This window comes from Clostridium porci, from assembly GCF_009696375.1.
Taxonomy (GTDB): Bacteria; Bacillota; Clostridia; order Lachnospirales; family Lachnospiraceae; genus Enterocloster; species Enterocloster porci.
The window spans coordinates 59,535-72,515 of sequence record NZ_VUMD01000006.1 but is presented as its reverse complement, the minus strand read 5'-3'; the positions used below and the strand labels follow the sequence as shown (position 1 = coordinate 72,515).

Annotated in this window: 21 protein-coding genes; all 21 read left to right on the top strand. The window is 44.9% G+C overall.

The features are described from left to right. Window positions 1–69 precede the first annotated feature (69 nt). Window positions 70–615, top strand: a complete 546-nt coding sequence (locus FYJ39_RS08090; RefSeq protein WP_154471969.1) for a C40 family peptidase — start codon at window positions 70–72, stop codon at window positions 613–615. A 15-nt stretch (window positions 616–630) separates the two neighbouring features. Continuing rightward, entirely contained in the window at window positions 631–1,026 is a 396-nt protein-coding gene (locus tag FYJ39_RS08085; RefSeq protein ID WP_154471968.1) for a PH domain-containing protein, read from the top strand. 89 nt (window positions 1,027–1,115) lie between these two features. Continuing rightward, on the top strand, window positions 1,116–2,639 hold the full coding sequence (locus tag FYJ39_RS08080) for a flotillin family protein (protein ID WP_154471967.1): 1,524 nt from the start codon (window positions 1,116–1,118) through the stop codon (window positions 2,637–2,639). Between the two features lie 318 nt (window positions 2,640–2,957). After that, the gene (locus tag FYJ39_RS08075; RefSeq protein ID WP_154471966.1) at window positions 2,958–3,575 is read left to right on the top strand and encodes a hypothetical protein; all 618 of its coding nucleotides are present in this window, start codon (window positions 2,958–2,960) and stop codon (window positions 3,573–3,575) included. 15 nt (window positions 3,576–3,590) lie between these two features. Beyond that, a complete protein-coding gene (locus tag FYJ39_RS08070; RefSeq protein ID WP_154471965.1) occupies window positions 3,591–4,154 on the top strand; it encodes a DUF7659 family protein in 564 nt (187 codons plus the stop codon). Window positions 4,155–4,333: 179 nt separating this feature from the next. Further along, complete coding sequence (locus FYJ39_RS08065; RefSeq protein WP_154471964.1) at window positions 4,334–4,831, top strand: hypothetical protein; 498 nt, start codon at window positions 4,334–4,336, stop codon at window positions 4,829–4,831. A gap of 238 nt (window positions 4,832–5,069) precedes the next feature. Beyond that, window positions 5,070–5,837 carry a DNA methyltransferase gene (locus FYJ39_RS08060; RefSeq protein ID WP_235919774.1) on the top strand — a complete coding sequence of 256 codons (768 nt, stop codon included), beginning with the start codon at window positions 5,070–5,072 and terminating at the stop codon, window positions 5,835–5,837. Window positions 5,838–5,873: 36 nt separating this feature from the next. Further along, window positions 5,874–6,212, top strand: a complete 339-nt coding sequence (locus FYJ39_RS08055) for a hypothetical protein (protein WP_154471963.1) — start codon at window positions 5,874–5,876, stop codon at window positions 6,210–6,212. After that, window positions 6,213–6,437, top strand: a complete 225-nt coding sequence (locus FYJ39_RS08050) for a hypothetical protein (protein ID WP_154471962.1) — start codon at window positions 6,213–6,215, stop codon at window positions 6,435–6,437. Window positions 6,438–6,481: 44 nt separating this feature from the next. Continuing rightward, window positions 6,482–7,087: a DUF5688 family protein gene (locus tag FYJ39_RS08045; protein ID WP_154471961.1), complete on the top strand. Its 606-nt coding sequence runs from the start codon at window positions 6,482–6,484 to the stop codon at window positions 7,085–7,087. A gap of 5 nt (window positions 7,088–7,092) precedes the next feature. Continuing rightward, window positions 7,093–7,395 carry a hypothetical protein gene (locus FYJ39_RS08040; protein WP_154471960.1) on the top strand — a complete coding sequence of 101 codons (303 nt, stop codon included), beginning with the start codon at window positions 7,093–7,095 and terminating at the stop codon, window positions 7,393–7,395. Between the two features lie 10 nt (window positions 7,396–7,405). Then, window positions 7,406–7,837, top strand: a complete 432-nt coding sequence (locus tag FYJ39_RS08035; RefSeq protein WP_154471959.1) for a hypothetical protein — start codon at window positions 7,406–7,408, stop codon at window positions 7,835–7,837. Window positions 7,838–7,995: 158 nt separating this feature from the next. Next, window positions 7,996–8,283 carry a hypothetical protein gene (locus FYJ39_RS08030; RefSeq protein WP_154471958.1) on the top strand — a complete coding sequence of 96 codons (288 nt, stop codon included), beginning with the start codon at window positions 7,996–7,998 and terminating at the stop codon, window positions 8,281–8,283. A 51-nt stretch (window positions 8,284–8,334) separates the two neighbouring features. After that, complete coding sequence (locus tag FYJ39_RS08025; RefSeq protein WP_154471957.1) at window positions 8,335–9,270, top strand: 3'-5' exoribonuclease YhaM family protein; 936 nt, start codon at window positions 8,335–8,337, stop codon at window positions 9,268–9,270. An 18-nt stretch (window positions 9,271–9,288) separates the two neighbouring features. After that, on the top strand, window positions 9,289–9,630 hold the full coding sequence (locus FYJ39_RS08020) for a hypothetical protein (protein ID WP_154471956.1): 342 nt from the start codon (window positions 9,289–9,291) through the stop codon (window positions 9,628–9,630). Between the two features lie 11 nt (window positions 9,631–9,641). After that, window positions 9,642–10,190 (top strand): macro domain-containing protein, encoded by a 549-nt coding sequence (locus tag FYJ39_RS08015; RefSeq protein WP_154471955.1) that lies wholly within the window; start codon window positions 9,642–9,644, stop codon window positions 10,188–10,190. Further along, window positions 10,183–10,785, top strand: a complete 603-nt coding sequence (locus FYJ39_RS08010; RefSeq protein WP_154471954.1) for a hypothetical protein — start codon at window positions 10,183–10,185, stop codon at window positions 10,783–10,785. The genes FYJ39_RS08015 and FYJ39_RS08010 overlap by 8 nt, the downstream gene beginning before the upstream one ends. Window positions 10,786–10,897: 112 nt before the next feature. After that, on the top strand, window positions 10,898–11,890 hold the full coding sequence (locus FYJ39_RS08005) for a hypothetical protein (protein WP_154471953.1): 993 nt from the start codon (window positions 10,898–10,900) through the stop codon (window positions 11,888–11,890). A gap of 17 nt (window positions 11,891–11,907) precedes the next feature. Further along, window positions 11,908–12,090, top strand: coding sequence for a hypothetical protein (locus FYJ39_RS08000; RefSeq protein WP_154471952.1), 183 nt, complete (start codon window positions 11,908–11,910; stop codon window positions 12,088–12,090). Further along, window positions 12,083–12,370, top strand: coding sequence for a hypothetical protein (locus tag FYJ39_RS07995; protein WP_154471951.1), 288 nt, complete (start codon window positions 12,083–12,085; stop codon window positions 12,368–12,370). The genes FYJ39_RS08000 and FYJ39_RS07995 overlap by 8 nt, the downstream gene beginning before the upstream one ends. Before the next feature lie 12 nt (window positions 12,371–12,382). Beyond that, complete coding sequence (locus FYJ39_RS07990) at window positions 12,383–12,712, top strand: hypothetical protein (protein ID WP_154471950.1); 330 nt, start codon at window positions 12,383–12,385, stop codon at window positions 12,710–12,712. Window positions 12,713–12,981: the final 269 nt, after the last annotated feature.

Below are 12,981 nucleotides of genomic sequence, written 5' to 3'. Positions count from 1 at the left end.
GGCAAAAACCAATATTTGTAACAATTTTGTCATAATTAGACCAAGAAAACATGAAAAGGAGAACCAACGATGAAACGAAAAATGTTAATCATTGCAGCACTGTTTGCCACCCTGTCGGCCGGCACGGCATTTGCGCAGGAATATGAAACAGCAGAATGGACCACAGAAACAGTGCTCTTAAATGCTGACGGTACAGCAGCGAATGACACCTCGGAGGAGGCAATCGATTTTGCAATGTCAAAGCTGGGTTATCCATATTCCATGGAACGCAGGGACAGTGGAAAAGCATATGATTGCTCCTCTTTAATTTACTACAGCTACAAAGATGCCGGCCTTGATCTGTCCCATGGAGGAGCTACAACGGCAGCGGAAATGGCAAGAGGGCTGGCGGCAGACGGCAGTGAAATCAGCGTTAGTGCATGGGAACCTGGAGACCTGATTTTTTATTCCTATAAAAAGAATGGACGATACCGCAATATCTCCCATGTGTCCATGTATGTCGGCGATGGAAGACAGATCGAGGCTTCGTACAGCAAACAGAAGGTGGCTACAAGGCCTGTGTCATTAAGCTCGGTTGTCATGGTAGGACGCCCAAATCTGGCGATGGTTCAATAAGAAAGGAGAGAAAAAATGAATACAGAAGAAAAAGAGATTCTCTGGCAAGACAGAAAAAGACTGTGGTGTGGTCTTCCATGGACATTTACGCATTATCGTCTGGAGAATGAAAAACTTTTTGTAAAAAGAGGATTCTTGACGGTAACCAATGATGAGATCCGTTTGTATCGCATCAAAGATGTGAGTGTGAAATGCACATTCCTGCAGCGTGTCTTTGGGATTGGAACCATTTTGGTATCCAGTAGCGATATGTCCATGGGGAACTTTCTGAACCAAAATGTTCGAAAACCGGAAGAAGTGTGGAAACTGCTATCTGACAAAGTAGAGGAACAAAGGCAGCAAAAACGAGTGGGTGTACGGGAACTGTATGGGGACGCATCAGAAAATGATGAATGGGACACTGATGCTTAACGAAAAACCAATAATTTGAAAAACCTTTTCATAATTAACTCAACAATAAAAACGCATTTCTGCTGACGCAGAAGAAAAGGAGGATCATTATGATCATGCAGTTACTTCCCAAAATCCTGATTGCTTTAGTGGTAATCGCAGTGGTGGCGATTTTAGCCAGCGGCTACGTCAAAGCACCTACCGACATGGCTTTCATCATTTCCGGCCTCACAAAAAATCCAAAGATCCTTATTGGACAAGCGGGCATCAAAATTCCGTATTTGGAACGAAAAGATGAACTTTTGTTAAAACAGATCTCAATCGACATTAAAACCAACGGTTACATTCCCACACAGGATTTCATCGGCGTTGATATTGATGCGATTGCAAAGGTGCGTGTTCGTACAGACGAAGAGGGCATCAAACTGGCTATGCGAAACTTCCTGAATATGACAGAGCCTGAGATTTGTCAGGCATTGACCGATTCTTTACAGGGTAATATGCGAGAGATTATCGGCACCCAGAAATTGCAGGAACTGTGTACAGACCGGAAACAGTTTGGTGATCAGGTGCAGGAAAAGGCCCAGGTTGATATGAACAACCTTGGAATTGAAATCATTTCCTGTAATATCCAGAAAATCGATGACGAGAAGGGACTTATTGTCGCGCTTGGTCAGGATAACATGTCCCAGATTCAGAAGAGTGCTTCCATTGCGAAAGCGCAGGCGGATCGTGACGTAGCGATTGCAGTTGCTCAGGCTGAGAAGGAAGCCAATGATGCCAGAGTGCTGGCTGAAACCGAGATGGCTCGAAAGAACAATGAGCTGGAAATTCAGAAAGCAGAGTTAAAGATTGTTTCTGATACCAAGAAGGCAGAGGCAGATGCTGCGTACCATATTCAGGCGCAGGAGCAGGAAAAGGAAATTCAGATCCGTACTGTAAATGCACAGATTGCAAAGGCAGAGCGTGACGCAGAACTGAACCGTCAGCAGGTAGCTGTTGAGCAGCAGAGACTGGAAGCAGAGATCAATAAGAAAGCCGATGCCGAGCGCTATGCAATCGCACAGGCCGCCGAGGCGGAATTAACCAAGCGTCAGAAGGAAGCGGAAGCAAAACGCTATGAGCAGGAGCAGGAAGCAAAGGCGACGAGAGCACTTGCAGAGGCAGAGCGTTATGCGATGGAGCAGAAGGCTGCCGGTATTGCCGCAGAAGGTAAGGCACAGGCAGAAGCGATCCAGGCAACCGGTATTGCAGAGGCGGAAGCAATGGAGAAAAAGGCTGAGGCTATGAAGAAGTATGGCCAGGCTGCTATGATGGAGATGATTGTAGAGAAACTGCCTGAAATGGCAAAGGCAATCGCAGAGCCGCTTTCCGCCATCGGTAAGGTAACCATCATCGACTCCGGTAACGGAAATGGTGGTGTCGCATCCATGGGCGGATATGTACCGGCTGTGTTAGCGAAAACCATTGAATCCATGAAAGAAACCACTGGACTGGATCTGACGGAGGTCATGAGAGCCAACACCTATGACGCCAAGGTAACGAAGAATGTCACCGTTTCCGGTATTCCGGAAGGAACCGATAACGCAGACACGGCCGTTTCGGTAGCCATGGATGTTGTAGATGAGATGTAAGTTTTGGACCATATCTTTTAAGCCTATCAAAGCGAAGAGCTGTCGGAAATCCCGGCAGCTTTTTGTGTAAGGAAATCCAATCCCATAATTTCCTTGAAAAATAAAGACATACGAGGAAAGAGAGGGAAACACCATGAATGAATACAGATATTGCGTAAGCAATAATTGTGTAAGACGCTTGCATGTAGAGATGGATACCTATCCATGTAACCCACGCGCTGACCTTGATGGGTATATTGGCACCATGTCCTGTTTTGGACGTTATGCTGGTTACAGCGATGAACCTGGGTATCGTACCTTAGAGGACTTAAAAAAGATATGATGCAGAGCGCCGGCATTACGATGGAAACACTGCATCAGTATGCCCAGAAGGACGCAAAGCATATCCGGTTGATCTACCAGCGAGAAGAATGTCTGTGGCAGCTTTATCGAAAGCTGAATGACAATACAGAGGAACTTCTTTTGGAGGACCAGGACAAAGAGATCCTGGATGACGATATTTTGGAGGAAATCTCCTTAAAAGAGATCGTCATGCTGTCTCAGGGAAAGATCATTGCGTCACCGCTGTATATCTATGACCACAGCGGAGTCACGATCAGTACCGTAAGAAATTCGGATCCATGGGATACCAGTTATGTCGGTATGATTTGGACGACGCTTGAGAAAGTGAAAGAAACCGGTATCATGCCTACTGGAGAAGAAACTCTGGAGAGCTTTGCAAAAGATACTCTGAAGGCCGAGGTACACATGTATGATCAGTATCTGACCGGCGAGGTGTATGGTTATATTGTGGAGACATTGGATGAAAATGGAGAATGGGAGGAAAGTGATTCTTGTTATGGCTATTATCCTGCCACCAATGATCCGCTCATGGAACTGGCCGACGAAGCATTCGGCAAGGGACAGCACACAAAAGAACTGGCGATAACCGCTTAATGGAGGAAAAGAACCATGTATGTTCAGGATTTAATCTTAGAAGTAACCAGACGTTGTAATATGGCGTGCGAACATTGCCTGCGTGGTGATGCACAGAATATGGATATGTCTACGGAAGTAGTAGACCAGATTCTGGAACACTGCGACAGCATCGGCGCCGTGACTTTCAGTGGAGGGGAGCCATCCTTGAATATTCCGTTAATTCGGTATTTTGGTCAGAAAACAGATGAGGAAATCAAAGAATGTCTAAAGCCAATCGGTGCGGAAAGCCTTCACGAATGCGTATCTGTTTATGGAGGCGGCGTGATTAAAAAATCCGACAGCGAAAAGTTCTTAGGTATGTTGGACCGGCATAATAAAGAACGCTCCCTGTTCATGAAAAATGACAGAAAACTTGCAGACCTTGTGTATAAGACCATGTGCGATGTTGAATATTTTTACACTGGCGACAAAGAGGAGGTTTTGCGGTATCTTGGCAAATCTCCGGAAGATCTTTGGACAGATATTCGGTTAAAGAAAGCATGGGAAAAGGCGGAAGCAAGACACAAAAGATTGGCAAGAAAAACATGGATTGGATAACCAAATACCCTCAAGAAAAAGAGCCTTCGGGCTCTTTTTTTAGTGGATAAAAAATTGCGGATAGAAGAAATAGTCATTTTTCTACAAATACACACTATACTGCCTCCATTAAAACAGACGATGGAAAAGCATAATTATAGCGGAATACATAGACATAGTTGAGTAGGAGGAAACCAAAAATGAGAGAATGTAAACAGGTCATTCACGGGGACTATGTGGCAACACCAATTAAAAATGCCTTTAACCACAAAACAGCATACTGGCTGTCAAAAAAGAACTGCATTCTTGCTGTGTACATGTTCACAGTGGAGAATTGCTCCAGTGACGATGTTGAGACCATGCTGAGTGAGAATGGCATCCAGGCATTTGTGAACTTACTGGAGACAAAATTAAATCACAATCAGGAGGTAAACAGCGAGACAGAAGAGCAGAAGACTCCGGTCTTAGATGCCACTACATCACAAAATCAGTCTCTGGAAGTAGGCGATTTTGTGCAGTATATGAATTGCGGCCGCCTGATGCTTGTGGACATCAACACAGATGTATGCCCGGTATGCGAAGAAAAAACATTGGCTTGGGCAGACCCGAATAACCCGGAAATTTCATTGTCCGGCGAAGAATTAGCTGCAGCCGGCTATGAGCTGCTTGATCGTCCATCGTACGAAAACACCAGATAGAAAGGCTCCTCAAAAGCTCGTTCAGAAATGAACGGGCTTTTTTTCGTGAAGGATCCAAAAGCATAATTGACATGAAGTAAATAAAAGGTATATGAGAGGAGAGAGCATAAATGAAAAGTGTAGTAAGTTACCCAGAACGCGGCCAATACGGCAACAACCGTTACCGTGGCAACTGTTCAGGCAGACTGATCTAGGATCTGATTGCCCAGTATAAAATCCAGTCTTTTTATCCGATTACATGGTCGGAGGAGGAACGACAGAAGATGTTTGCAGGGCCAAGCAGATTCCTGGTACATTTCTGGATTTGAACCGTGGGTTTGACATGATGACCATGGATATTCCGGAAAGAGCAGAAAACATCTTCTGGCATCCACCTTACGGTGGCATGATTATTTACAGCGACAAGATGTATAAGGCGCAGGACATCATTAACCAGTACGGTTTTGATCCGAGAGTCAATGACTTATCGAGAGCAAAGGATTGGGATGATTTTGTCAAAAAGATGAACTACTGTATGTTAAAGCAGTTTTCTGCTTTGGAAAAGGGCGGCCGCATGTTTGTTTTGATGGGTGATTGGAAACAGAAAGGCAAACTCTATTCCATGCTTTGTGATATTGCAAAGCCGGGAACTTTGGAGCAGATCATCATTAAGATGGAACACAACTGTGTGTCTGATTCCCGCAGCTATTCCAACATGAACTTTGTCCCAATCAGCCACGAATATGTCATGGTAGTCAGAAAGGACGCCGCAATGATTATTCCGGTGGCAATGACGCGGAAGACAGAGATGGATGTCAGAGACTGTGTGTCCGGCACCTGGAGAGACCTGGTTGCGGCGATTCTGGAAGAAGCACACAAGCCGCTTGCCTTAAAAGAAATCTATCAAAGAGTAGACGGGCATAAGAAATGTGCATCAAACCAGCACTGGAGAGAAAAGATCCGCCAGACTTTGCAGAAGAACACATGCTTTAGACATGTGGCAGAGGGTGTTTGGGCAGTCGCGTAATACGAAAACTGCAGATGCAGGTGAAAAGGAGGACAAATGAGTAAGACAAGGAAGAGCGAGACCATGCGTGTGTTCCCAGAGACCTTTAAGCAACTGGTCTTTGACACTGTAATGGAAGCGTCTGACCAGATGAGTGAGGATTGCAGGCATGCACTTCTTGACATTGTGACGCGATATGACATTGGTCCTAGATGGATTCCGATGAAAGATGGAAAACCATGTACAGGGGATCAGTTTTACTGGATCTTAACCGAACAACTTTCGGAACCAATCGTTGCAAAAAGAGTAAAAGGTGGCTTTGCATACGGCGGCTTGTTTTTCAAGGATCAAGTCGTACAGAAGTATGCACCAGTGAAAGCGCCAAAGGAGGAGTAAATGCTTTTAAAGAGGTATTACTTGGATGAATTAAAGGACCGCATCAGGGAAACGGATGACGCAGTGTTTGAAGCTGCTGGAATCAAAAAGGAAGCGCTTCTTACCGATGAAGGCTTAATGGACAGGCTGTGGACGTTCTATCAGAAGAACGTGGAAGAGTACGACTGTGACGAGGACTTCTCCTACGGGGACGCACTCAAAGAGGTATTAAACATTGAGCTTTAATGGAAAAGCAACGGGTACATCACAATTTGAGAAAGGATAAACATATGATACTATTTCATGAAATGATGAAACCACAGAATTTGTCCCTACGGGTAGTCGAGTATGAATCTCAGAAAGAATGGCTAGACCGGATTCCGCACAAACGTATGGAAGATTTGGCTTTGTTTATGACCTGCCGGGAGCAGCAAACGGATGACACAGTGGTGCATTTGCATGTGACGGAAGACATTTGTAAAACAATGAATTTGGATGTCACAGAAGCATTTCAGATTGCAGAGCAGAACATGATGAAGGAAATGGTCTTCATGAAGCTGGAAGAAATGATGCCTTGCCCATCACTGGTCGATACGATATTTTCTGTATTAACAACAAAATCTGGCGTAAGTGGCACCGCACTGATCGGGTGTCCAGAAGCCTTAAAAACAGTGTATGAACAGTTTCATGATGGTTTTTATGTGCTGCCGTCTTCGGTACACGAAGTATTGGTTGCGCCATTGAACGTGCAAACATATGGGCTTAATGCTGAAGCATGGCTGAACATTGTACAGGAGGCTAATCGCGAGGTGGTGAGCCCGGAGGATCGTCTTTCCGACAATGTATATATGTTTGACGGCAGGATACTGCGTTCTGTTGTGGCAAAGAAGGAGTAAAGAATATGCAAAAGCAGATCAAGAAAATCGTATTTTTAAAATGGAAGTATGTCAAAAATTTGGAGATCATGCGCTTCCATGATTCGGATGATAATCCAATTCCCTTGGATGAAAACGGAGATGTGGATTATGATAAATACGAGCCAGGTGAACTGTGGTGGCAGATAAGCGACATCGAATTGGCAATCAATGGCTGGCCAAAATTGTTTTTAGGTGTAATGGACGGTGTGGATGATGCTGAAATCTTAAAGAAAGCGCATGAGGGTTTTGGCTTCCCGGTAGAAGCCATGGAACTTGGAGAGATTTAAGGAGAACGATATGAGATTAGAAACTATGACAAAAAATTTAACACCGCATTCCTGCTACAATATTGGCTTTCTGAATGCAGAAGGTAACGAAGATGAGACACAGTTCGATGTGAAGAACAACCCAGCTGCAGAACTTAAGGAGTGCTGGGAAGCATTCTGTAAGGAAAACCAGTGTGATCCTGACAGCGTATTGTACGTGGAAGCTGACGCAGAGTTGTCTCAGACGCAGGTAGAAAGAGTCGATGAAGTGTATGAGAAGACACTGGAATATTGCCGGGCTCTGACAAAAGACACAGACCTTCCATGGGATATGGCATATCTTGGACCAATTGCAGATATGGCAGCGGAAATTCTGGCCAAACAGGGATTCACGGTACATTTCCCAACCATCACGGAAGAGATTGGTCACAGAAAAGTGTCGGATTTTTTCGAAATTGAATAATAAAAATACATGCTTATAGAATCCAAAGAGGTGCTGCATATTGTGGCACTTCTTTTTTTGGTGAGAAGCGTAGACTGCTCCTTTCATGATACGCGTAATGCGTGGCAATCCATATCCATAATTTTTATGAAATATAATAAGAAAACGGAGGAAATTGGATGAAAACAATCAAATACCAGGCACCAAACCACAATTCGGTTTTTGGAGCCTTAAAAATCCGCGAACATCCTCAGGATGCGTTTGAAAACGCAATCCTTCTGGGGATGCAGCGGCCGGAGGAATGGATGTATATGTATTCCGACAGAGGATGCGATTTCTTCAAACACGTATTGACGCGCGAGTATTGCAAATACCCACAGGCAGGGCTGAAATGGTTTATGAAACGTATGAAGTGTATGCTTCCGCGTCTGATACCGGCCCGACCGTCGGTTGAACAAGCACAATAGGCGTAATCAATGAAGAATTCGTAAAAAATAGAGTGAAGAAAGGAAAAACATATGAAGTTTAACGAAATGATTTTAGGTAACAACAATGTGTTAGTTGCAGTGATGAAAGTGGAAGCAAAGGAAGCGAAAAATAAAAAGGTGTATGCCCTCTTAACGCTTGGCGATGGCACACAGACCATCGAAGCCAGAATGTGGGAAAATCCGGACAATCTGCCGTTTCAGGCAGGTGAAGTTTTAGATGCCGTAATTGAAAAAAGCATCTATAACGAACAGGAGTCTTATTTACTCAAGCAGTGGACACCGAGCAACGCTGCCATTGCAGATTTGCTGCCGCACGCTCCGATTGAGACGAAAGAGGCGGAGGAACTGATCTTCCAGACCATTGCAGCAATGAAGGATCCGGTTATCAAAAAGCTGACCAAAAAGCTCATCGATGATAATCTGGAAAAGTTCCTAACTTGGACAGCTGCTTCCGGCATGCACCATAACTACTTTAAGGGCCTTTTGTATCACACCTACCGTATGCTTCAGTCTGCCCAGGCATTGGCGAAGGTATATCCGGTCAATAACGACATTTTGTTTGCGGCCGTGATCCTTCATGATCTGGCAAAAATCAAGGAGTATGAAATGAGCGAAGTTGGCGCCATTTCCGTAACTCCGGACTGCGCTCTGTATGGCCACCTGGTCATGGGAATTGAGATGATCAATAAGGCAGCAGTCTCATGTGGTTTCGATCCGGATACCATGGAAAACATTCGCATGCTCAAGCATTGTATTTTGGCTCACCACGGAAAGCTGGAGTATAGTTCTCCGGTAGTACCGGCGATGAAGGAAGCAATGCTTCTGCATGAGATCGATTTGATCGATGCAAGAATGTGGCAGTTTGAAAACGAGGAAACCAAGTTAGAGCCCGGCACGATGTCAGAAAGAGTGTTTGGTCTGGACGCAAGAGTGTACCGCGCAGACTACAATAACATCGTCATGTAAATGCAGGGAGGAAACGAGATGCGTACCAAAGAGACCTTGTTTGCGTTCGAAAATATTCAAACGCTTTTGCAGTATCTGTATATGGATCCGGACCATTGCGTCAAGGTAGACAATGACGTGACCACACTGCAGATTCGTATGGAGGAGGATGGCAGATTCTTTGCAAGAAATCTGTTGTTTCCAGATCATCCGGAATTAAACTACACGCAAGAGATGACAGTACCAGCCATGCTTTCGATCATCGAGCAGTTAAAAGGGAAGGCGCCGGAACAATTCCCGCATGCCTTTCAGAATCGTTGGGAAGAAATAGATAGCATGACATCAATGAATCTTAGTCTGAACAAATTTAATCAACGGTAGGAGGAAAAAGAATGAAGTTATTCTTTGAATATGGGGACGTGACAAAAAAGTACTCGGAGTATGTGCAGGCTCAGTGTATTTCTGAGGACTGCGTGATGGGAAGCGGCGTGGTGATTGCCTACCGAAAGCTGTTCCCAGGATTAAAGGAAATGTGTAAAGCCTATGTATCCGGCGTGCAGAAGGCGATGACAGCCCATGCAGGTTCACAGGAAGAGCGATTGCAGTATCAGACCCGCAATGGCAGCCTGCGGCCGTATCGTGTTGTACATAATGGAAAGGTCATTTACAACATGTTCACCAAGAAAATGGTATGGATGCACGCAGGCCGCGGCATTACTACGCAGAGATACTTAGAGAATATGCAGCAGTCCCTGGAAGTGGTTTGTCAGGAGATGATGAAACATGGCGAACAGAAACTGGCCATCTCCAAGATCGGCTGCGGCCGAGACCGATGTGAGTGGGAAGATGTGGAACTGATTCTGAAAAAGGTCTTCGGAGAGACCGACATTGAGATCTGTGTCTGTGAGTATGATGAGATAAAGGAGCAGAACCATGCATGATACCCTGAGAGAGGCCATGATGCAGATGGGCATGGGGAAAACGCCTGTGCGCTCAAAAAAGGATCTGGTGGCATTCTTAAAAAAGTCAAAGGGTGTCCAGTATCATGAAAACTGCCGACTAATCAAGGAAGACTGGAAGCGGTGGATGAACGGAGTCTGGTGGGGCACCGGTTATACAGGGGAACTGGAGCCGCGTGCAGTGCCTATGTTAAAGCTGCGTGACACCCTGTTGGCCATCGGCGGAGAAGAGGCTTGTCTGCCGATACAGGATCCGGACCTTGATCATCTCATGGAATATGGACAGATCTGGGTAGTCCAGAAAAAGGTGCGGATGAAGCGGGGCGAGGCAAGTCGTTGCCACCAAAATTCTGCATATCTGTGGCAGGCAAATCGTTATTACAATGCTGGCATCTTCGGCGTTGCAACCGGGTATGCCATGTCGGATGACGGCGTCTGGAGACAGCATAGCTGGTGCGTTCTCAAAAAGCCACGTTCCTATCAGATCGTCGAAACAACCACACCGAGAGAACTTTATTTTGGCGTATGCATGCTGGGAAGTGACGCAGAGCGATTTTGCGAAAGCGTCTGCATGTAATTGAAGTATCGTTTTCATTTCAAAAAGGAGCTGCATTTTGCGGCTTCTTTTTCTTTCGATATCCATAATTGACATGAAACATAAAAAGTCATAGAGTGAAGGAGACAAAAGCATGCAAAAGGGGAACAAGAAAGAAAAAGTCAGAAACATAACGGTCCAGGATGTAACAAAGGAGATTTTTGAACTGTGCAAAGAAACGGAGCCTTGCCAGCATACAACAGCTGGAAAAGTGATTTCAGTTTCACAGCTTAAAACATTATGTCCTTCCTGTGCTCCGTACTTCAAAAATTTCAGCCGACTGATTCCGGCTTCTGAAACAGTCAAACTCAGCGAGGAAGAGGCTCAGGCAATGGGAGTGAAGATTTTTGGGAATCCAAACCTGGGAATTCGAATGTATACCGAAAAAGGATGCGAGCAAATCGGAATGCGTTTACCGGAAAGCGCACAGAAACACTACTTCCTGATTGTCAAATGTGTTTTTCACAAGGAAGAAGTGAAGGAAGCCCTGTATCCAGGAAAAACGGCAGAGCCAGAAAAGAAGGAGACACCGTCCAGCACAAAGAGTACGGTCAACGAGGACGCACTGACTCAAATGGGAAAGATCATGCTGTATCAGATGGAAATCATGAAGGAACAGGCAGCCGCATTAAGTCGAATTGCTGATTCCATGTCCGCAATCCAGAAAATGATGGCGGAGAATCAGAAACGCAAAGATGTCTTAACAGGAAAACAGGTGGTTCACCTGCCGGAAAAGACGGAAAAAATAGAAGAGAAGAATCTGGGGATGTCTCTGAAGTTAAAACGCGGAGAAAAAGATCCGGTTTATCGAGTAAATCCACGCAGCGTTCAGGCGTTCCGCGAAGATGTATTGGAAGGTATCCCGAATGCCTTGCACAATAGCGTGCTGCATCATGCATATACTCGGATGCGTAACGTCTATGGAGTACCGGTAGACACATACAGAAACGAATATTTCGCAGACACAGGAAAGCCATCGAAAAACAGTTTGGAAATTGTTCATTGGCTGGAATTCCGAAACCCTGCCATTCGAGGTCTGTTGAAAAGTTGTGTCCAGAACGCCATGGAAGCCAGTTGCGCTGTCTAAGATGAGGAGGAAGTTTGATGGATAAAAACTTAAAAATCAGTTTGCTGAAAAAGGGCGGAAAGAAAGCGTTAAAAGAGTACAATCAGAAGAAACGCGGTCCGATTGCCGGAATGAATACCGGAACCCGAGTGCATACGGATCAGAGGTACAAAGATCCAAAACATAAGGGGAAACTCTATAAGGAGGGAGAGTATGATTAACATTACACTACATCTGCAGGATGACCAGGAATACGAAGCGTTAAGACAGGACTATAAAAATCTGGAATACGGTCGTGTTCTGGCCTATATCAGCGATGGAAGACAGTGTCATACGATTCTGGTCGAAGACGGAACCGTCACGGACATAATCGGACAGAAGCAAGACGAAGATTGTTGCAGTGACAACTATGAGACCGTTGACGTTGTGAAGCGGCCGGAGCTGCTTTCAGAAGAGACCTTGGAAGACTTCATTCCAAAGTTGTTGGCATTGGTACTGTAAAGGAGATAAAAGATGAACACAGAAAAAAACGAAAAAGAAACAGCAAGAGTCTGCGGAATCCAGTATCCTGGAGAAGAGGGTATTACGAAGGAAGATATGGAGAGCCTGCTTCAGAGATTTGCGGGATTCTATATGGATGTCGTGCGGATCGATGAGCCGAATGGACAGTCTTCCGCCACATTCTTAATCGAAAGCGATCTGTACGCGGAGTGGGAAGAAAGCGGTGAACTGGAAAGGTTCAAAGAGCATTTTGCAAAGATTTTGGGAGATCAGGAGTTGGAGCAGGAGAACGGCAGATACTTCTTTGCCGGCGTCGAAGTATGGCTCACGTATCCAGAATAAGCCCAAAGTGAACAGGAAAACAATCATCCTTTAAGAGAGTTCTATTGCAGAACTCTCTTTTTGCATTTTTTGCGTATGAACTCCTCATAATTGTATCAGACAAAAACACGATACCCTCCATACAAAATGTGAAACAGAAAAATGCATGTTGTCAAATACAGATCCTCCCTTGTTTTGGGGTGTAATAAGATATTTTTTCATATCCGCAACATTCAAATTTTGTAAAAAGACGTAAAAATCAATACAATAAGAGGGAAAGAACCAAAGAG

Coding starts and splice junctions, on each gene's coding strand:
- FYJ39_RS08080 (WP_154471967.1), top strand. CDS start 1,116: ATGATCATGCAGTTACTTCCCAAAATCCTGATTGCTTTAGTGGTAATC.
- FYJ39_RS07990 (WP_154471950.1), top strand. CDS start 12,383: ATGAACACAGAAAAAAACGAAAAAGAAACAGCAAGAGTCTGCGGAATC.
- FYJ39_RS08045 (WP_154471961.1), top strand. CDS start 6,482: ATGATACTATTTCATGAAATGATGAAACCACAGAATTTGTCCCTACGG.
- FYJ39_RS08015 (WP_154471955.1), top strand. CDS start 9,642: ATGAAGTTATTCTTTGAATATGGGGACGTGACAAAAAAGTACTCGGAG.
- FYJ39_RS08070 (WP_154471965.1), top strand. CDS start 3,591: ATGTATGTTCAGGATTTAATCTTAGAAGTAACCAGACGTTGTAATATG.
- FYJ39_RS08075 (WP_154471966.1), top strand. CDS start 2,958: ATGATGCAGAGCGCCGGCATTACGATGGAAACACTGCATCAGTATGCC.
- FYJ39_RS08040 (WP_154471960.1), top strand. CDS start 7,093: ATGCAAAAGCAGATCAAGAAAATCGTATTTTTAAAATGGAAGTATGTC.
- FYJ39_RS08020 (WP_154471956.1), top strand. CDS start 9,289: ATGCGTACCAAAGAGACCTTGTTTGCGTTCGAAAATATTCAAACGCTT.
- FYJ39_RS08090 (WP_154471969.1), top strand. CDS start 70: ATGAAACGAAAAATGTTAATCATTGCAGCACTGTTTGCCACCCTGTCG.
- FYJ39_RS08000 (WP_154471952.1), top strand. CDS start 11,908: ATGGATAAAAACTTAAAAATCAGTTTGCTGAAAAAGGGCGGAAAGAAA.
- FYJ39_RS08035 (WP_154471959.1), top strand. CDS start 7,406: ATGAGATTAGAAACTATGACAAAAAATTTAACACCGCATTCCTGCTAC.
- FYJ39_RS08055 (WP_154471963.1), top strand. CDS start 5,874: ATGAGTAAGACAAGGAAGAGCGAGACCATGCGTGTGTTCCCAGAGACC.
- FYJ39_RS07995 (WP_154471951.1), top strand. CDS start 12,083: ATGATTAACATTACACTACATCTGCAGGATGACCAGGAATACGAAGCG.
- FYJ39_RS08085 (WP_154471968.1), top strand. CDS start 631: ATGAATACAGAAGAAAAAGAGATTCTCTGGCAAGACAGAAAAAGACTG.
- FYJ39_RS08005 (WP_154471953.1), top strand. CDS start 10,898: ATGCAAAAGGGGAACAAGAAAGAAAAAGTCAGAAACATAACGGTCCAG.
- FYJ39_RS08010 (WP_154471954.1), top strand. CDS start 10,183: ATGCATGATACCCTGAGAGAGGCCATGATGCAGATGGGCATGGGGAAA.
- FYJ39_RS08060 (WP_235919774.1), top strand. CDS start 5,070: ATGGTCGGAGGAGGAACGACAGAAGATGTTTGCAGGGCCAAGCAGATT.
- FYJ39_RS08050 (WP_154471962.1), top strand. CDS start 6,213: ATGCTTTTAAAGAGGTATTACTTGGATGAATTAAAGGACCGCATCAGG.
- FYJ39_RS08030 (WP_154471958.1), top strand. CDS start 7,996: ATGAAAACAATCAAATACCAGGCACCAAACCACAATTCGGTTTTTGGA.
- FYJ39_RS08065 (WP_154471964.1), top strand. CDS start 4,334: ATGAGAGAATGTAAACAGGTCATTCACGGGGACTATGTGGCAACACCA.
- FYJ39_RS08025 (WP_154471957.1), top strand. CDS start 8,335: ATGAAGTTTAACGAAATGATTTTAGGTAACAACAATGTGTTAGTTGCA.